The sequence below is a fragment of the Streptomyces sp. NBC_00239 genome (genome assembly GCF_036194065.1).
GTDB lineage: Bacteria > Actinomycetota > Actinomycetes > Streptomycetales > Streptomycetaceae > Streptomyces.
On record NZ_CP108095.1, the window covers coordinates 3,748,262 to 3,767,327 of the forward strand.

The 19,066-nt window shown below is 72.2% G+C and carries 14 protein-coding genes; 10 read left to right on the forward strand and 4 right to left on the reverse strand.

Annotated features, from left to right (window positions below; all coding sequences use genetic code 11):
• The first annotated feature begins 78 nt into the window (after positions 1-78).
• Complete coding sequence (gene radA / locus OG764_RS16410) at positions 79-1,524, forward strand: DNA repair protein RadA (protein ID WP_328969158.1); 1,446 nt, start codon at positions 79-81, stop codon at positions 1,522-1,524.
• 111 nt (positions 1,525-1,635) lie between these two features.
• On the forward strand, positions 1,636-2,760 hold the full coding sequence (disA, locus tag OG764_RS16415; RefSeq protein ID WP_328969159.1) for a DNA integrity scanning diadenylate cyclase DisA: 1,125 nt from the start codon (positions 1,636-1,638) through the stop codon (positions 2,758-2,760).
• A gap of 151 nt (positions 2,761-2,911) precedes the next feature.
• Here the strand turns inward: disA and OG764_RS16420 are convergent, their stop codons facing one another.
• Positions 2,912-3,739, reverse strand: coding sequence for a hypothetical protein (locus OG764_RS16420; RefSeq protein WP_328969160.1), 828 nt, complete (start codon positions 3,737-3,739; stop codon positions 2,912-2,914).
• Between the two features lie 158 nt (positions 3,740-3,897).
• On the opposite strand from OG764_RS16420, the gene OG764_RS16425 reads away from it, so the two are divergent.
• The 6 genes from OG764_RS16425 to cseC all read left to right on the forward strand — a co-directional run bounded on the left by OG764_RS16425 (position 3,898) and on the right by cseC (position 8,915).
• Positions 3,898-4,503, forward strand: a complete 606-nt coding sequence (locus OG764_RS16425) for a phosphatase PAP2 family protein (protein WP_328969161.1) — start codon at positions 3,898-3,900, stop codon at positions 4,501-4,503.
• 28 nt (positions 4,504-4,531) lie between these two features.
• Positions 4,532-5,509, forward strand: a complete 978-nt coding sequence (locus OG764_RS16430) for an A/G-specific adenine glycosylase (protein WP_328969162.1) — start codon at positions 4,532-4,534, stop codon at positions 5,507-5,509.
• A 171-nt stretch (positions 5,510-5,680) separates the two neighbouring features.
• Positions 5,681-6,241 carry a SigE family RNA polymerase sigma factor gene (locus tag OG764_RS16435; RefSeq protein WP_328969163.1) on the forward strand — a complete coding sequence of 187 codons (561 nt, stop codon included), beginning with the start codon at positions 5,681-5,683 and terminating at the stop codon, positions 6,239-6,241.
• A gap of 35 nt (positions 6,242-6,276) precedes the next feature.
• Positions 6,277-6,894, forward strand: coding sequence for a hypothetical protein (locus tag OG764_RS16440; protein ID WP_328969164.1), 618 nt, complete (start codon positions 6,277-6,279; stop codon positions 6,892-6,894).
• 9 nt (positions 6,895-6,903) lie between these two features.
• Positions 6,904-7,605 carry a two-component system response regulator CseB gene (cseB, locus tag OG764_RS16445; RefSeq protein ID WP_328969165.1) on the forward strand — a complete coding sequence of 234 codons (702 nt, stop codon included), beginning with the start codon at positions 6,904-6,906 and terminating at the stop codon, positions 7,603-7,605.
• Positions 7,602-8,915 carry a two-component system sensor histidine kinase CseC gene (gene cseC, locus OG764_RS16450; protein ID WP_328969166.1) on the forward strand — a complete coding sequence of 438 codons (1,314 nt, stop codon included), beginning with the start codon at positions 7,602-7,604 and terminating at the stop codon, positions 8,913-8,915. The genes cseB and cseC overlap by 4 nt, the downstream gene beginning before the upstream one ends.
• Positions 8,916-9,489: 574 nt before the next feature.
• On the opposite strand, the gene OG764_RS16455 is transcribed toward cseC, so the two are convergent.
• Entirely contained in the window at positions 9,490-11,022 is a 1,533-nt protein-coding gene (locus OG764_RS16455; RefSeq protein ID WP_328973037.1) for an MDR family MFS transporter, read from the reverse strand.
• A 185-nt stretch (positions 11,023-11,207) separates the two neighbouring features.
• Here OG764_RS16455 and OG764_RS16460 point away from each other — a divergent pair, with 185 nt between their 5' ends.
• A complete protein-coding gene (locus tag OG764_RS16460; RefSeq protein ID WP_328969167.1) occupies positions 11,208-11,783 on the forward strand; it encodes a TetR/AcrR family transcriptional regulator in 576 nt (191 codons plus the stop codon).
• A gap of 24 nt (positions 11,784-11,807) precedes the next feature.
• Here the strand turns inward: OG764_RS16460 and OG764_RS16465 are convergent, their stop codons facing one another.
• Positions 11,808-12,512, reverse strand: coding sequence for a M23 family metallopeptidase (locus OG764_RS16465; protein WP_328969168.1), 705 nt, complete (start codon positions 12,510-12,512; stop codon positions 11,808-11,810).
• Positions 12,513-12,909: 397 nt separating this feature from the next.
• Here OG764_RS16465 and OG764_RS16470 point away from each other — a divergent pair, with 397 nt between their 5' ends.
• Positions 12,910-16,032 (forward strand): NACHT domain-containing protein, encoded by a 3,123-nt coding sequence (locus OG764_RS16470; protein WP_328969169.1) that lies wholly within the window; start codon positions 12,910-12,912, stop codon positions 16,030-16,032.
• Positions 16,033-16,119: 87 nt separating this feature from the next.
• Here OG764_RS16470 and OG764_RS16475 read toward each other — a convergent pair whose 3' ends face one another.
• Positions 16,120-18,639 (reverse strand): ATP-dependent Clp protease ATP-binding subunit, encoded by a 2,520-nt coding sequence (locus OG764_RS16475; RefSeq protein WP_328969170.1) that lies wholly within the window; start codon positions 18,637-18,639, stop codon positions 16,120-16,122.
• Positions 18,640-19,066: the final 427 nt, after the last annotated feature.

The following is a 19,066-nucleotide window of genomic DNA, read 5'->3' on the forward strand; positions in this document are numbered from 1 at the left end:
TACGGGTGAACAGATCGCACAAAGGGGGACAGAGCCTGTTGACCCCGGCTGTCGGTGGGGCCCGCTACCGTGTCCGGCATGGCTGCTGCCCGTACATCCCGATCGTCCGCCAAGGACCGGCCGTCCTACCGCTGCACCGAGTGCGGCTGGACCACGGCCAAGTGGCTCGGCCGCTGCCCCGAGTGCCAGGCCTGGGGGACGGTGGAGGAGCAGGGCGTGGTCGCCGTGCGCACCACCGCGGCCGGCCGGGTGTCCGCCGCCGCCGTGCCGATCGGTCAGGTCGACGTACGGCAGGCGACCGCGCGCAGCACCGGCGTGGACGAGCTGGACCGGGTGCTCGGCGGCGGGCTGGTGCCGGGGGCGGTCGTCCTGCTCGCGGGCGAGCCGGGCGTCGGCAAGTCGACGCTGCTGCTGGACGTGGCCGCCAAGGCGGCGAGCGAGCAGCACCGGACGCTGTACGTGACGGGCGAGGAGTCCGCGAGCCAGGTGCGGCTGCGGGCCGACCGGATCAACGCGCTGAACGACCACCTCTTCCTGGCCGCCGAGACCGACCTGTCGGTGGTGCTGGGGCACCTGGACGAGGTCAAGCCGTCCCTGCTGATCCTGGACTCGGTGCAGACCGTCGCATCCCCCGCGATCGACGGCGCGCCCGGCGGGATGGCGCAGGTCCGCGAGGTGGCGGGCGCGCTGATCCGGGCGTCCAAGGAGCGCGGGATGGCCACCCTGCTGGTGGGGCACGTGACCAAGGACGGGGCGATCGCCGGCCCGCGGCTGCTGGAGCACCTGGTGGACGTGGTGCTGAGCTTCGAGGGCGACCGGCACGCCCGGCTGCGGCTGGTCCGCGGAGTGAAGAACCGGTACGGGGCGACCGACGAGGTGGGCTGCTTCGAGCTGCACGACGAGGGGATCACCGGACTCGCGGACCCGAGCGGGCTGTTCCTGACCCGGCGCGCCGAGCCGGTGCCCGGGACCTGTCTGACGGTGACGCTGGAGGGCCGGCGGCCGCTGGTCGCGGAGGTGCAGGCGCTGACCGTGGACTCGCAGATCCCCTCGCCGCGGCGGACCACCTCGGGCCTGGAGACCTCCCGGGTGTCGATGATGCTGGCGGTGCTGGAGCAGCGCGGGCGGATCACGGCGCTGGGCAAGCGGGACATCTACAGCGCGACCGTGGGCGGGGTGAAGCTGTCCGAGCCGGCCGCCGACCTCGCGATCGCGCTGGCGCTGGCGTCCGCGGCGAGCGACACACCGCTGCCGAACAACCTGGTGGCGATCGGCGAGGTGGGTCTCGCGGGCGAGGTCCGCAGGGTCACCGGGGTGCAGCGCAGGCTGGCCGAGGCGCACCGGCTGGGGTTCACGCACGCCCTGGTGCCGAGCGATCCGGGCAAGGTCCCGCCGGGCATGAAGGTGCTCGAAGTGGCGGACATGGGGGACGCCCTGCGGGTGCTCCCGCGCAGGCCGGAACGCGGAAGGAATGGTTCCGCCGAGGGTCGGCCGGAGGGGTCCGCACCGTCCGGTCGGCGGTAGCCCCCACGGGAGCGCAGCGGGCGCCGGTAGACTTTGTGCTGGTCCGCCCGCCCGTACGCACGTCCTGGTGCCCCCGGTGCGGGTGGCGCAACCCGCGACCGGAGGAGTGCAGTGGCAGCCAAGGACGGGGCAGCAGCATCCGGGAAGTCCGGCGCGAGCTCCAGACACGAGGCCCTGATGCGTGCCTCGCTGAGCGCGGTCGCCCCTGGTCAGCCCCTGCGTGACGGGCTGGAGCGGATCGTCCGCGGCAACACCGGCGGGCTGATCGTCCTGGGCATGGACAAGGCCGTCGAGTCGATGTGCACGGGCGGTTTCGTCCTGGACGTGGAGTTCACCGCGACCCGCCTGCGCGAGCTGTGCAAGCTCGACGGTGCGCTCATCCTCGACAAGGACATCACCAAGATCCTGCGGGCCGGCGTGCAGCTGGTCCCGGACGCGTCGATCCACACCGAGGAGACCGGCACCCGGCACCGCACCGCCGACCGCGTCTCCAAGCAGTGCGGCTTCCCGGTGGTGTCGGTCTCGCAGTCCATGCGCCTGATCGCGCTGTACGTGGACGGCGAGCGCCGGGTGCTGGAGGAGTCCGGGGCGATCCTGTCCCGCGCCAACCAGGCCCTGGCCACGCTGGAGCGGTACAAGCTGCGCCTGGACGAGGTGGCGGGCACCCTGTCGGCGCTGGAGATCGAGGACCTGGTGACGGTCCGCGATGTCACGGCGGTCGCGCAGCGGCTGGAAATGGTGCGCCGGATCGCCACGGAGATCGCCGAGTACGTGGTGGAGCTCGGCACGGACGGCCGGCTGCTGTCGCTCCAGCTGGACGAGCTGACGGTCGGCATCGAGCAGGAGCGCGAGCTGGTCATCCGCGACTACGTCCCGGAGCCGACGGCGAAGCGTTCCCGCACGGTGGACGAGGCGCTCGCCGAGCTGGACCTGCTGACCCACGCCGAGCTGCTCGAACTGCCCGTCGTGGCGCGGGCGCTGGGGTACACGGGCTCGCCCGAGACCCTCGACTCGGCGGTCTCGCCGCGCGGTTACCGGCTGCTGGCGAAGGTGCCGCGGCTGCCGGGCGCGATCATCGAGCGGCTGGTGGAGCACTTCGGCGGGCTGCAGAAGCTGCTCGCGGCGAGCGTCGACGACCTGCAGACGGTCGACGGCGTCGGCGAGGCGCGCGCCCGCAGCGTCCGCGAGGGCCTGTCCCGGCTGGCCGAGTCCTCGATCCTGGAGCGGTACGTCTGACCCGGCGGCGCCGAGCCCGCCCCGGACGCGCCGCGGCCCCCCTCACCTTCGAGTGTGAGGGGGGCCGCGGCGCGTGCGGGGCGGTGCGCCCGCGGCCCGGTGCGCCCGGTCCAGGTCGAGGCGGAGCCCCGGTCCCGCGTGAGGGTGAACCTCAGTCCTGGTTGAGGCGGAACGAGGCCCGCAGGACCGGCAGGCCCTCGGCCTTGACCTCGACGAGATAGGTGCCGGCGGGCGCCGCGCCCGGGGGCGGCGTGGCGCACCGGGCGGCGCTCGCCTTGCGGTTCCACGCGATGGCGTGGGTGACCTCGGAGCCCGCGGGCACCCGGAAGTAGACGCTGCCCGCGCCGGCGGGGCAGTCGGCCGAGGACCACAGGGGCTTGTCGGCGTCGGTCTTGGTGATGGTGAGCACCGCGGTGCGGGGGCCGAGGTCGACCTTGCAGGTGGTGCCGGAGGTGTTGGTCGCGACGAGGTCGAAGCGCGGCGTGTCGGTGAGCTCGTAGGCGATCTTCGCGCTCTCGACCTTCCACCGGACCGCGCCGGGCGCGCAGGTGGGGACCGGGGAGTTCGCCGGGACCTGGGTGCCGCCGTCGGAGCCGCCGCCCGCAGGGGTGCCGCCGGGTTCGCCGTTCTTGCCGCCGCCCGCGTCGGGCCCGGTGCCGGTGCCCGTGCCGCCGCTCGCGCCGGTGCCGGCGGAGGTGTCGCCGTGGTCGCCGCCGGTGCCGCCGGCGCCCGACTCGTCGCGGCCGCCCGGGTATTGACTGATCGCCGAGCCGGACGGGTCGGGTCCGGGCGCGATGGAGCCGCCCTGCCCGTCGTTCCGGCCGGGGCCCTTGGCGTCCGAAACGCCCGTGCCGCCACCGGAACTGACGGCCCATACGGCGAGCATGGCGAGTAGTGCCGCGACGGACGCGAGGACGGCCCTCCGGCGCCAGTAAATGGAGGAGGGGAGCGGTCCGACCGGATTGCGCAGAGATCCCACGGACGGAACCTTACGAGAGATCGGCCCGCGATCCGCGCCCCACCCGCCGCGCAGCGCACAGGTTTTGCCGATCATCATCCCGCCACGGCCCGGCCGACGGCGAAATCGGGCCAAGAGTTTGATCTTTTGATTACACATCTTTTCGTACTGTCTATGGAATGGACACCTCCGCCCTCTATCGGGACGTCACCGAGTTCGCCCACCGCACGCCCGAGTGGGTGCGAGGTTTCGTCGAGGTGTGGACGGAGGCCGGACTCCTGCTCTTCGGCGCCCTGTTCGCCGCCCTGTGGTGGCGCGCCCGGCGGCTCGACGACCGTGCGGCGGCCCTCGCCGTCCTCGCCCCGCTCGTGACCGCCCTCGGATACGTGGTCTCCGAGTCGGTGAAGTCCGTCGTCGACGAGGAGCGCCCCTGCCGGGCGGTGGCCGGAGCGGTGACCTCCCTGGTGGCCTGTCCGCCGACCGGCGACTGGTCCTTCCCCAGCAACCACTCCGCCATCGCGGGCGCCGCCGCCGTCGCCCTGGCCGCCACCGTCCGCAAGCTCGCCCTGCTGACCGTGCCGATGGCGCTGCTGATGGCCTTCTCCCGGGTCTTCGTCGGCGTGCACTACCCGCACGACGTCGCCATGGGCCTGCTGCTGGGCGGATCGGTCGCCGCCCTCGCGATGGTCCTGCTCGCCGGGCCGATGAGTAGGATCGTCCGCTCGGTGCGGGACAGCCGGGCCGTCGGCGCCGTCTGGTTCACCGGTCCGGGCCCCGCGCGCTGACCGCGAAACGTGCCAGGATGCGTCTGCCATGACTGCGATGCCTCCCACCCCCGCGCCCCCCGTCTCCCCGGCCCCCTCGGCCCCGGCCCCGGCCCCCGTGGCACCGGGAGTCCCCGCCGATCCCGCCGTCCTGCACGAGCCCGTCGTCGCATGGTTCGACGCGCACGCCCGGGACCTGCCCTGGCGTCGGCCCGAAGCCGGCTCCTGGGGCGTCATGGTCAGCGAGTTCATGCTCCAGCAGACCCCCGTCGCCCGGGTGCTCCCCGTGTACGAGCAGTGGCTGGCCCGCTGGCCCCGCCCCGCCGACCTGGCCGCCGAGGCACCCGGCGAGGCCGTACGGGCCTGGGGCCGGCTCGGCTACCCGCGCCGCGCCCTGCGGCTGCACGGCGCGGCCGTGGCCATAACGGAACGGCACGGCGGCGACGTGCCCCGCGAGCACGCCCAGCTGCTCGCCCTGCCCGGCATCGGCGAGTACACGGCCGCCGCCGTCGCCTCCTTCGCGTACGGGCAGCGGCACGCGGTCCTCGACACCAACGTCCGCCGGGTCTTCGCCCGGCTGGCCACCGGCACCGAGTACCCCCCGAACGCCACCACCGCCGCCGAACGCCGCCTCGCCCGCGCCCTGCTGCCCGCCGACGAGCCGACCGCGGCCCGCTGGGCCGCCGCCTCCATGGAACTCGGCGCGCTCGTGTGCACCGCCAAGAGCCCGGACTGCGCCCGCTGCCCGGTCGCCGGACAGTGCGCCTGGCGGCTCGCCGGCAAGCCCGCACACGACGGCCCGCCGCGGCGCGGCCAGACGTACGCCGGCACCGACCGGCAGGTGCGCGGCAAGCTGCTCGCCGTGTTGCGCGAGGCGGTCGGACCCGTGCCGCAGGCCGCGCTCGACACCGTCTGGGACGAGCCCGTACAGCGGGCCCGCGCTCTGGACGGGCTGGTGGCGGACGGACTGGTGGAACCCCTCGAGGGCGGCGCGTACCGGCTCCCGCAGGGCCGGCCCGTCGCCTGACCCGCCCGTACGCGCGGGAAACGGCCCCCGCCCGCCGGGGGCTGTTACACAACCTATGGACGTCCGTGCGCCCGCCGAGGTCTGGCCCGCACAGCCTCGTGACAACGCCTCCGTACCTTCGAATCCGTAAGCCCCACAGGTGATGCGGTAACGGAACGGAGGCGGTCTGAGATGGCGCACGGCGAGGTACTCGAATTCGAAGAGTACGTCCGCACCCGTCAGGACGCGCTGCTGCGCAGCGCCCGACGCCTGGTTCCGGACCCGGTGGACGCGCAGGACCTGCTCCAGACCGCCCTCGTCCGCACGTACGGCCGCTGGGACGGCATCGCCGACAAGTCCCTCGCCGACGCCTACCTGCGCCGCGTCATGATCAACACGCGGACCGAGTGGTGGCGCGCCCGCAAGCTCGAAGAGGTCCCCACCGAGCAACTCCCCGACGCCAGCGTCGAGGACGGCTCCGACCAGCGTGCCGACCGCGCCCTGCTGATGGACATCCTCGGAGTCCTCGCGCCCAAGCAGCGGAGCGTGGTCGTGCTGCGACACTGGGAGCAGATGAGCACCGAGGAGACGGCCACGGCGCTCGGAATGTCGGCAGGTACCGTGAAGAGCACGCTGCACCGGGCGCTGGCCCGGCTCCGCCAGGAGCTGGAGAGCCGGAACCTCGACATGCGCGCGCTGGAACGCGGTGACCACAACGTGCGTGACGAGGGGCGGGAGCGGTGCGCGGCCTGAGCGGCAGACGCCTCGGAAGAGGCTCACTCACTGCCATGTCGGCGGGGACCTTCGTCCTCGCCGGCTCAGTGCTGTTCATGGTCGCCTGCTCATCGGGGGGCGCCGGCCTGAAGGACGAGGGACCCGCCCGTTCGGAGCAGGCGGCGAAGGCCGCGGCCCCGACCCCCGCCGCCTCACCGGCCGCCCCGACCTTCGAGACGGTCGACGCGGTGGCGCTGGTGAAGGCCGACCCGAAGGTCAGCTCCGAGGTCAAGCGGGACCTGAAGCCGTGCGTCGGCAAGGAGTACCCGGTCGACGTGACGTACGGGAAGGTCACCGGCAACACCGTGGACGACGTGGTCGTCAACGTCCTGTCCTGCGCCGACGCGGTCGGCGTGGGCTCGTACGTGTACCGCGTGAAGGGCGGCACGTACGAGAATGTGTTCGCGGACGAGCAGCCTCCGGTCTACGCGGAGATCGACCGGGGCGACCTGGTGCTGACCAAGCCCGTCTACGCGAAGAGCGACGCGCTCGCGTACCCGTCGGGCGAGGACGTGATCACGTACCACTGGTCCGGTGACAAGTTCACGGTGCGCGACCGCGTGCACACCGACTACAGCAACACGGTCGACGGCGGGGGCCAGCCCGCCCCGGCCGTCACACAGAAGAACTGAGGCGGGCGGATGGCCGAGACCCATGTGCTGTTCGTGGAGGACGACGACGTCATCCGCGAGGCCACGACCCTTGCGCTCGAACGCGACGGCTTCATGGTCACCGCCATGCCCGACGGACTGTCCGGGCTGGAGTCGTTCCGCGCCGACCGGCCGGACATCGCGCTCCTGGACGTGATGGTGCCCGGCATGGACGGCGTCAGCCTGTGCCGCCGCATCCGTGACGAGTCGACCGTCCCCGTGATCATGCTGTCCGCCCGCGCGGACTCGATCGACGTGGTGCTGGGCCTCGAAGCGGGCGCCGACGACTACGTCACCAAGCCCTTCGACGGATCGGTGCTGGTGGCCCGCATCCGCGCCGTGCTGCGCCGCTTCGGCCACGCCGGGGCCAACGGGCAGGCGGCCGACGACTCGCCCGCGGGCGAGCGAGGCGTGCTGTCCTTCGGCGACCTGGAGGTCGACACCGAGGGCATGGAGGTCCGCAAGGACGGCGCACCGGTGGCGCTGACCCCGACCGAGATGCGCCTGCTGCTGGAGTTCTCCTCCGCGCCGGGCACCGTGCTCTCCCGCGACCGGCTGCTGGAGCGCGTCTGGGACTACGACTGGGGCGGCGACACCCGGGTGGTGGACGTCCACGTCCAGCGCCTGCGGACCAAGATCGGGCAGGACCGCATCGAGACGGTCCGGGGCTTCGGATACAAGCTGAAGGCATGAGGCGGTTCACCCTGCGCACGGGAATCCGCTGGAAGATCAGTTTCGCCATCGCCGCCGTCGGCGCGCTGATCGCCACCGCGCTGAGCCTGGTCGTGCACAACGCGGCCCGGGTCTCGATGCTCGAAAGCGCCAGAGACGTCCAGATGGAGCGGGTCACCTTCATCTCCCGCAGCGCCGAGATCACCAAGAAGCCGCCGCCGTGGGCCAAGGTCAACGACCCCGACCTGCCGCAGCAGCTGCTGGACAAGGTCCGCTCGGGCCGGCGCGGCTCGTACGTGCAGGAGCACCCGAACGAGGCGCCCGAGGTGTGGGCCGCGGTGCCGCTCGGCAACGGGCACATCCTGTCCGTGCACGGCAGCTTCACCCTGAACGCGAACATGATGAAGGACCTCGACCAGGCCCTGATCGCCGGCTCCCTCGCGGTGGTCGTCGCCGGGTCGGCGCTCGGCGTGCTCATCGGCGGCCAGATCTCGCGGCGGCTGCGCAAGGCGGCCGCGGCGGCGGGCAAGGTCGCCCAGGGCAACACCGACGTACGCGTACGGGAAGCCGTCGGCGGCGTCGTGCGCGACGAGACCGACGACCTGGCCCGGGCCGTGGACGCCATGGCGGCGGCCCTCCAGCAGCGCCTGGAGGCCGAACGCCGGGTCACCGCGGACATCGCTCACGAGCTGCGCACGCCGGTCACCGGTCTGCTCACCGCGGCGGAACTGCTGCCGCCCGGCCGGCCCACCGAACTGGTGCGGGACCGGGCCCAGGCGATGCGCGTCCTCGTCGAGGACGTCCTCGAAGTGGCCCGGCTGGACAGCGCGTCGGAGCGGGCCGAGCTCCAGGAGATCGCGCTGGGCGAGTTCGTGGCCCGCCGGGTCTCGACGCTCATGCCCGACGCCACGGTCCGGATCGTGGCCGACGAGATCGTCGCCACCGACCCGCGCCGCCTGGAGCGGATCCTCGGCAACCTCCTCGCCAACGCGGCCCGGTACGGCAAGCCGCCGCTGGAAGTGGACGTCGAGGGCCGCGTGGTACGGGTCCGCGACCACGGGCCGGGCTTCCCCGAGGCGCTGCTGCGCGAGGGGCCGAGCCGGTTCCGTACGGGCTCCACGGACCGGGCCGGGGTCGGCCACGGGCTCGGCCTCACCATTGCCGCGGGGCAGGCGCGGGTGTTGGGGGCGCGGCTGACGTTCCGCAACGTGGCGGCGCCGGGGGGTGTCGAACGGGCCGGGGCGTCTGCGGGCGCGGTGGCGGTCCTCTGGCTCCCGGAACACGCCCCCACCACCACCGGCAGCTTCCCCATCGTCCAACTCCCGACCTGACCCCCGGCCAACGCCCTGGGCACAACCCCCACCTGGCCGCCCCCTGACGCCCAACTCCCAGCCTGCCCGGCCACCCCCAGCCCCGCCGATGCCCTGCGGACAACACGCAGCCTCGTCGGTGCCCTGGGGCGCAACATCCAGCCTCGCCGGTGCCCTGCGGACAACACGCAGCCTCGCCGGCGCCCTGGGGTGCAACCTCCAGCCCCGCCGGCGTTTGAGGCGCGGGCCTCGGCGGAGCCCGCCCACGCCTCGCCGGTGCCCTGGGGGCGCAACATCCAGCCTCGCCGGCGTTTGAGGCGCGGGGTTTGGGGCGGAGCCCCAACGGACAACCCGGCTGACGCCGGGCACCGGGCTCCGCCCGGACCCGCGCCTCAAACGCCGGCGAGGCTGGGAGTTGCCCCACGGCCAGCCGGCGAGCCTGGGAGTGCCCCGGGCAGCCGGCGGGCTGGACGTCGCGCCACGGCCAGCCGGCGAGCCTGGGAGTGCCCCGGGCAGCCGGCGGGCTGGACGTCGCGCCTCGGCCAGCCGGCGAGGCTGGGAGGTTGCCGCCCAGGCTGGGGGCGGGCGGGGCGGCCTAGCCGACCAGGGTGGACTCCGGGTGCGTACCGGGGCCGGCGGTGGCGGGCGCCGCCTTCGGCTCGGGCTCCGTCGCCGGCCCGGCACCCCGCAGCGGGACCTCCTTCACGAACCAGGCCGCCGCGAATCCGAGGACCGCGATCGCCGCGCCCAGCAGGAACGCCGAGTGCGTGCCCGCCGCCACCGCGTGCTGGTACGCCTCGCGCACCGCCTCCGGCAGCTTCGCCAGGCTCGCCGCGTCCAGCTGGGCCGAGCCGCCGGCCGCGCCGGCGCCCGCCGGGCCCAGCCGTTCGGTCATGGTGTCCTGCACCCGGGTCGTGAACAGCGAGCCCATGAGCGCCACGCCGAACGAACCGCCCAGGGTCCGGAACAGCGTCGCCGAGGACGAGGCCACGCCCATGTCCTTCATCTCGACGCTGTTCTGCGCGACGAGCATGGTGACCTGCATCAGGAAGCCGAGTCCGGCGCCGAGCACCGCCATGTACAGCCCGGACACCAGGCGCGAGGTGTCCGTGTCCATCTGCGCCAGCAGGAACATGCCGACGACCATCAGGCCGCCGCCCGCGATCGGGAAGACCTTGTACTTGCCGCTGTTGGTGGTGACCCGGCCGGCGATGAGGGAGACGACCATCATCGACAGCAGCATCGGCAGGAGCAGCAGGCCGGAGTTGGTGGCCGAGGCGCCCTGTACGGACTGCTGGAACAGCGGCAGGTAGAGCACGCCGCCGAACATCGCGAAGCCGGTCAGGAAGCCGATCACGGACATCAGCGTGAAGTTGCGGCTGCGGAAGATGTGCAGCGGCATGATCGGCTCGGCCGCGCGCCGCTCCACGAAGAGGAAGGCGACGAGGGAGACGACGCCCGCGGCGATCAGGCCGAGGATCTCCGCCGAGCCCCAGGCGTACTCGGTGCCGCCCCAGGTGGTGACGAGCACGGTCGAGGTGATCGCCACGGTGAGCAGGGCCGCGCCGAGGTAGTCGATGCGGACGGTGCCGCGTTCCTTCTTGGGGAGGTGCAGGACGGCCGTGACCATCGCCAGGGCGACCGCGCCGAGCGGCAGGTTGATGTAGAAGGACCAGCGCCAGCCCATGTGGTCGGTGATGGTGCCGCCGACCAGCGGTCCGCCGATCATGGCGAGGGCCATGACGCCGGCCATCATGCCCTGGTACTTGCCGCGCTCGCGGGGCGGGATCAGGTCTCCGATGATCGCCATGACGCCGACCATCAGGCCGCCCGCGCCCAGGCCCTGGATCGCGCGGAAGCCGATGAGCTGGCCCATGTCCTGGGCCATGCCGCTGAGCACCGAGCCGATCAGGAAGATCACGATCGAGGTGAGGAAGGCGCCCTTGCGCCCGTACATGTCGCCGATCTTGCCCCAGATGGGGGTGGATGCGGCGGTGGCCAGGGTGTAGGCGGTGACCACCCAGGAGAGGTGTTCCAGGCCCCCGAGCTCGCCCACGATCGTCGGCATCGCCGTACCGATGATCATGTTGTCGAGCATGGCGAGCAGCATGGCGATCATGAGTGCCATCAGCACCACGCGCACGCTGCGCGGCTGTGGCTCCTCCGCCGCCGCCCCGTCGTTTTTCTTCAACTGGCTCACGTCCCGCTCCCCTGGCACTTACTTGCCGCCCGGCTAGTTCACTACACTGGGGAAGGTAGCCCCGTAACTTGCCGGGCGTCAAGTAAGTTGATTGAGGACTCGGGAGCGAGATGATGGCCGGCAGTACTCCGCCGCAGCGCCGCGGGAACACGCGGCAGCGCATCCAGGACGTGGCCCTGGACCTGTTCGCCGAGCAGGGGTACGAGAAGACGTCGCTGCGCGAGATCGCCGAGCGCCTCGAGGTCACGAAGGCGGCGCTGTACTACCACTTCAAGACCAAGGAAGAGATCCTCGTCAGCATCTTCGAGGACCAGACGCGGCCGATCGACGAAGTGATCGCCTGGGCGCAGGAGCAGCCGCCCACGCTGGAGACCAAGCAGGAGATGCTGCGGCGCTACAGCAACGCGATGGTCGCGGGCGCCCAGCTGTACCGCTTCATGCAGGAGAACCAGGCGACGATGCGCGAGCTCAGCATCGGGGAGACGGTCCGGCGGCGGCTGTTCACCATGGTCGAGCTGCTGCTCAAGCGGGACGCGCCGCTCACCGACCAGGTCCGCTGCGTCAGCGCGCTGTTCACGCTGCACGCCGGGATGATTTTCCTCCAGCAAGTCGAAGGCGACCCCGAGGAGACCCGGCAGGCCGCCCTCGAAGTCGCCATCGATCTGATCACCCAGGCCCACGGGGCCTGAGGGGACCGGTCCGGCCCGTGCGGGTCAGACCTTGACGCCCTCGGCCCGGAGGAAGGCCACCGGGTTGACCGCGGAGCCGTAGTTCGGGGTGGTGCGGATCTCGAAGTGCAGGTGCGGGCCGCTGGAGTTGCCGGTGTTGCCGGACAGTGCGATCCGCTCGTCGGAGGCGACCTGCTGGCCGATGCGGACCTGGATCTTCGACAGGTGCGCGTACTGCGAGTAGGTGCCGTTGGCGTGCTTGATCACGATGGCGTTGCCGTACGCGGGGCCGTCGCCGCCGCCGTTGGGGCCGGCCTTGACGACCACGCCGCTGTGCACGGACTTGACCGGGGTGCCGACCGGGACGGCGAAGTCCTGGCCCGAGTGCTTGTGGGACCACATGCTGCCGCCCTTGCCGAAGGTCGCGGACAGCGTGTAGTGGTCGACCGGGTCGTGCCAGGCGGCGGCCTTCGCGGCCTTGGCCGCCTTCGCCTTCGCCGCCTTCGCCTTCGCGTCGGCCTGGGCCTGGGCCAGCCGGTCGGCGACCTTGGCCTGGGCGGTGGCCTGGGCGGCCAGCAGGTCGGCGGGGCCGGTCAGGACACTGGCGACGTCGGCCGGGGCGGCGGCCTCCGCGGCGAAGGCGTGACCGGCACCGAAGGCCATCACGGCACCGAGCCCAGCGGCCACGACGGCGGTGCGGGTGCGGAGGCCGGACGGACGACGGGCACCGGTACGAACGCTCTTCGACATGCGGAATCACCAATCACGAGGCAACGGGGGGCGCGCATCGCCACCACTCGGATCGAGGGGGCATGCATGGGCCCGGCACGATGGCGCGCTTTCGGCGCAGATGCCGGGCTTGCTCATCCTTGGTAACCCGCGCTCCCCGGACACTCCAAACACCGCTTGTACTACCGGCGCTCGTAGCAGCCCCGGGGGAATTCGTCCCTGTTGACCGGCATCCTCCTGGGTCACGGGACCCCCGCCACACCCTTGTGGATCTACTAGAATGAGTAGTACGTCCGATTTGCCCTGTGCGGCTTGTCACCGGCCCGGAGGCGGCGGTGGCCCTCCGGCGGACCCCCGGGATCCCCGAATGTCCGTTTCGGGACCAAAGACCCGGCAACGGCCGCTACGCTCACCCGTCGTGGACCCCACCCAGATCGGAATCCGGCTCGCGTCGAGCGCCCTGGCCCCCCTGGTCAAGAAGCTGTTCCGCACCGAAGGGCCCGGCGCCGGGCTGGTCGACCGCCCCGTCCGGCTCTCCTCGTACGTCTCCTTCAAGGAGCAGCGCACCCTCACCGAGTCGGACCTGCGCCGGCTCGCCGCCGAACTCGTCGACCGGGCCCTGGCCGCGCCCGGCGAGCGACCGCTCCCCGACGGCGAGGAGGCCGGTGTCGTCGAGGCCCTCACCCGGACCCTGCACGCCCTGGGCGACCTCACCCTCACCGACGTCGAGGCCGTGGCGCTCGGCCCCGAGGCGCTCGCCGCCCGGCTCCGCGCCGCCGCCCCCGACCCGGGCCTGTCCCGCGAGGCGGGCTACTTCCACGACCGCCTGCTCGACACCACCTGCCTGCACGTCCTGCACTTCTTCACGCAGCGCTCGACCTTCGTCGCCGCCGCCCTGGTGCACCAGACCCGCCGCCAGGCCGAACTCATCGCCAAGATCGACGAGCTGATCGTCCGCATCCCCCGCCAGGACGCCCGCGACACCGCCTTCGAGCAGCGCTACCTCGCCTACGTGGCCCGCCGGCACAGCGCGCTCACCATCTACGGCATCGACCTGCCGCCCGGCTCCGCGAAATGGCCGCTCGACGCCGCGTACATGAGCCTGGAGGCCACCGGCCGGCCGCCGCAGCCCGCCGGCCCCGGCGCCCCGGCCCGCGGCCTGGCCGGCGGCCTGCCCGCCGCCGCCGGCCGCCCCGCCGAGGCCCCCGCCCGGCCCGCCCCGCTCCCCGCCGACCAGGCCCTCGCCGCGCACCAGCGGGTCCTGCTGCGCGGCGAGGCCGGCTCCGGCAAGACCACCCTCGTCCAGTGGCTGGCCGTCTCCGCCGCCCGTCCCGAACCCGACGGCCGGATGAGCTACATCCGGGACCGGATCCCGTACGTGCTGCCCCTGCGCACCCTCGCCCGGCACGGCGCCCTGCCCGCACCCGGCGGGTTCCTCGACGCGGTCGGCTCCCCGCTGGCGGGCGCCCGGCCGGACGGCTGGGAGACCCGCGTCCTCGACGCCGGCCGGGCCCTGGTCCTGGTCGACGGCCTCGACGAGATCCCCGAGCCCGAGCGGGACGCCACCCGGGAGTGGCTGAGCGGGCTGATCGCCGCGTACCCCGGCAACCGCTGGCTGGTGACCACCCGGCCCTCGGCCGTCCGGGAGGACTGGCTGACCGACGAGGACTTCGCCGAGCTGGCCCTCGCCCCCATGACCGGCCGGGACGTCGCCGCCTTCATCGGCCGCTGGCACGCCGCCGCCGTCACCGGCCGCCCCGACGAGGACGCGGCGCTCCCCGACCTGGAAGCCCGGCTCCGGCAGTCCGTCCGCCGCACCTCCGACCTGGCCCGGCTCGCCACCAACCCGCTCATGTGCGGGCTGATCTGCGCCCTGCACCGGGACCGGCACGGCTTCCTGCCGCTGGGCCGCCACAGCCTGTACGCGGCGGCCCTGTCCATGCTGCTGACCCGGCGGGACCGGGAGCGGCGGGTGCACATGACCGCCGAACTCGCGGAGGAGCCGCAGCTCCAGTTGCTCCAGCGGCTGGCCTACTGGCTGATCCGCAACGGGCGCACCGAGATGGACCGCGACCGGGCCGAGGCCCTCATCGCCGAGGCGCTGCCTTCCGTCCACCAGGCGCAGGTCGTCTTCGGCGACGCGCGCGCTGCCTTCACGTACTTCCTGGCCCGCAGCGGTCTGCTGCGGGAGCCGGTGCCCGGCACGGTCGAGTTCGTCCACCGCACCTTCCAGGACTACCTGGGCGCGCGGGCCGCCGTGGACGAGGGCGGCTTCGGAGAGCTGGCCGCGCACGTGGGCGACGACCAGTGGGAGGACGTCATCCGGATGGCCGTGGCCCACGCCCGGCCCCGCGAACGCGCCGAGCTGATCCGCGCCCTGCTGGCCGACCCGGGCGACCGGGCCACCCTGCTGGCCTTCGCCTGCCTGGAGTACGCGGCGGAGCTCGACGTCGGGGTGCGCGAGGAGGTGGAGGGCCGGGCCCGCCGACTGATCCCGCCGTCCGGCCCGGAGCAGGCCCGCCGGCTCGCCGAGGCCGGCCCGATCGTGCTGGAACTGCTGCCGGGGCCGGACTGGCTCGGCGAGACGGCAGCCCACCACGTGGTGCTCGCCGCCTCCCACGTGATGTCAGACCGGACCGTCGGATTCCTCTCCCGCTTCTCCTCCCACCCGTCCCCGCGGGTCCAGGAGGAGCTGATGGCGGCGTGGAGCCGCTTCGACCCCCTGTCGTACGCACAGGAGGTGATCGCCCGGCTGGACCCCGCCCGGGTGCGCTTCACGGTCCGCTCGGACGAGCAGCTGATGGCGTTGGGGCTGACGTCGGGGAGCGTGGAGCGGCTGAAGGCGGACGGGGAGGTCTCGACGGCGGCCCTGCGGGCGTACGCGGACCGGCACGGCTTCCAGGACCTGACCGTCCATCACAACCCCGGCCTGCGGGACCTGTCCTTCCTCCGGCACCAGAGCCGGCTGCTACGCCTGGAGATCGCCGGCTGCCAGGCGTTGGAAGACCTCGACGGGCTCGGCGGGCTGCCCCTCGAATCGGTGGTCCTCGGCGTCCCCCGGCACCCGGGCGGCCTGGAGCTGCTGGCCACCCTGCCGCGCCTGCGGCGCCTGGGACTGTTCCTGAAGGATGCCGAGTGGCGCGTGGCCGATCTGTCCCCGGAGGCCCCGCTCCAGGTGCTCTCGCTCAGCGGGACCGCGCTGACGGACGGCCTGGGCGGGCTGTCCCGGCACCGGCAGCTCGGAGGGCTGTACCTGGACCGGGAGGGGAGCCCCCGGGACGCGGCGGACTGGGCGGAGTTGGACGCACTGCCGCAGCTCACCCACTTGAACGTGACCGCCGCCTCGCTGCTCCCGGCACCCGCGGACCTGTGCCTGCCCCAGGTGCGGGAGCTGTACCTGAACGACCACGCCCGGGCCCCCGCGGCGGTGGACAGGGTGCCCGTGCTGTTCCCCGGAGTGATCGACCTCTACGTCGACCACGCGGACGCCGACGTGCACGTACCGCAGCTCCCCGGCCACATCGCCGTGCACGCGATGTGAGGGCCGCCCGCGCAAAGGGGCGGCCCCGGAACCGAGTGGTTCCGGGGCCGCCCCTTCGGTACCGGCTGTGCAGCGGTACCGGTGCGCTTACGCGCCCTTGCTCAGGTCCGGGCCGGAGCCCGTGGCCTCGATCGGGGGAACGTCGGGCAGCGCCGACTTCTCCTCGCCGCGGAAGGTGAACTTGGCTTCCTCGCCCTCACCCTCCGTGCCGACGACCACGATGTGACCGGGGCGCAGCTCACCGAAGAGGATCTTCTCGGAGAGGATGTCCTCGATCTCGCGCTGGATCGTGCGGCGCAGCGGGCGGGCACCCATGATCGGGTCGTAGCCGCGCTTGGCCAGGAGCTGCTTCGCGTCACCGCTGAGCTCAAGGCCCATGTCGCGGTCCTTGAGGCGCTCGTCCACCTTGGCGATCATCAGGTCGACGATCTGGATGATGTCTTCCTGGCTGAGCTGGTGGAAGACGACCGTGTCGTCGACGCGGTTCAGGAACTCGGGCCGGAAGTGCTGCTTCAGCTCTTCGTTGACCTTCGCCTTCATGCGGTCGTATCCGGTCTTGACGTCGCCCTGGGCGGCGAAGCCCAGGTTGAAGCCCTTCGAGATGTCCCGCGTACCCAGGTTCGTCGTCATGATGATGACGGTGTTCTTGAAGTCCACCACGCGGCCCTGGGAGTCGGTCAGGCGACCGTCTTCCAGGATCTGCAGCAGGGAATTGAAGATATCCGGGTGCGCCTTCTCGACCTCGTCGAAGAGGACGACGGAGAACGGCTTCCGGCGGACCTTCTCGGTGAGCTGGCCGCCCTCTTCGTAGCCCACGTAACCGGGGGGCGAACCGAAGAGACGGGAAACCGTGTGCTTCTCGCTGAACTCCGACATGTCGAGGGAGATCAGTGCGTCCTCGTCGCCGAAGAGGAATTCGGCGAGCGTCTTGGACAGCTCGGTCTTACCGACGCCCGAGGGGCCGGCGAAGATGAACGAGCCACCGGGACGCTTCGGGTCCTTCAGACCCGCACGGGTACGGCGGATCGCCTGGGAGAGCGCCTTGATGGCGTCCTTCTGGCCGATGACGCGCTTGTGGAGCTCGTCCTCCATGCGGAGCAGTCGCGAGGACTCCTCCTCGGTGAGCTTGAAGACCGGGATGCCCGTGGCGGTGGCCAGCACCTCGGCGATCAGCTCGCCGTCGACCTCGGCGACGACGTCCATGTCGCCGGCCTTCCACTCCTTCTCCCGCTTGGCCTTCGCGGTGAGCAGCTGCTTCTCCTTGTCGCGGAGCGAAGCTGCCTTCTCGAAGTCCTGGGAGTCGATCGCGGACTCCTTGTCACGGCGGACGCCGGCGATCTTCTCGTCGAACTCGCGGAGGTCCGGCGGCGCGGTCATCCGGCGGATGCGCATCCGGGAGCCGGCCTCGTCGATCAGGTCGATCGCCTTGTCCGGGAGGAAGCGGTCCGAGATGTACCGGTCGGCCAGGGTGGCCGCCTGCACGAGGGCCTCGTCCGTGATGGAGACGCGGTGGTGGGCCTCGTAGCGGTCGCGCAGACCCTTGAGGATCTCGATGGTGTGCGGCAGCGACGGCTCGGCGACCTGGATGGGCTGGAAGCGGCGCTCGAGAGCCGCGTCCTTCTCCAGGTGCTTGCGGTACTCGTCGAGCGTGGTCGCACCGATGGTCTGGAGCTCACCGCGGGCCAGCATCGGCTTCAGGATCGAGGCCGCGTCGATGGCGCCTTCGGCGGCACCCGCACCGACGAGCGTGTGCAGCTCGTCGATGAACAGGATGATGTCGCCGCGGGTGCGGATCTCCTTGAGGACCTTCTTCAGGCGCTCCTCGAAGTCACCGCGGTAGCGGGATCCGGCGACGAGCGCACCGAGGTCGAGGGTGTAGAGGTGCTTGTCCTTGAGGGTCTCGGGCACCTCGCCCTTGACGATGGCCTGGGCCAGGCCCTCGACGACCGCCGTCTTGCCGACGCCGGGCTCGCCGATGAGGACCGGGTTGTTCTTGGTCCGGCGGGACAGCACCTGCATGACCCGCTCGATCTCCTTCTCGCGCCCGATGACCGGGTCGAGCTTGGATTCGCGGGCGGCCTGGGTGAGGTTGCGGCCGAACTGGTCGAGGACGAGCGAGGTCGAGGGGGTGCCCTCGGCCGGGCCGCCTGCCGTGGCCGTCTCCTTGCCCTGGTAGCCGGAGAGCAGCTGGATGACCTGCTGCCGGACTCGGTTGAGATCGGCGCCCAGCTTCACGAGGACCTGGGCGGCGACGCCCTCGCCCTCGCGGATCAGGCCGAGCAGGATGTGCTCGGTGCCGATGTAGTTGTGGCCGAGCTGGAGGGCCTCTCGGAGCGACAGCTCCAGGACCTTCTTCGCCCGCGGGGTGAAGGGGATGTGGCCGGACGGGGCCTGCTGCCCCTGACCGATGATCTCCTCGACCTGCTGACGAACAGCCTCGAGCGAAATCCCGAGGCTCTCCAGGGCCTTAGCGGCGACACCCTCACCCTCGTGGATCAAGCCCAGGAGGATGTGCTCGGTGCCGATGTAGTTGTGGTTGAGCATCCGGGCTTCTTCCTGAGCCAGGACGACAACCCGCCGCGCGCGGTCGGTGAACCTCTCGAACATCGTTATTCGCTCCTCAGAGCGGTCGGGCAGTTCGGGGTCGGTCCCCGCCCTGTCCTTCCGCATGCTAGTCCCGCGGGGCGGGACAGCTCATTCCAACTGCCGACATCCGTCCCCGGCTCACCCCTGTCGGCCTTGTCGTCAGGGGGTGAATCCGCGTTGCACAGCCGACAACTGCTCCAACCCGATGGTGCGAGACGATGTTCCCGCAGGCCAGGCAGATACCCGTTCCGCCACTACGCCGATGGCGAACGGAAGCCGGTCGGATCGGCGTGTCACCCCGATCCACTAGGAATGTCTTACCCGTAACCGGTGACAGTCCATGCCCCCAACACCGGTCGCCTCCGCTAAGGGCGAACACGCTTGCGGCCTCGAATGCGCGCGTCCGCTTGGGGATCTTCACACTCCGCATTGAACGGTCGACCCTGCG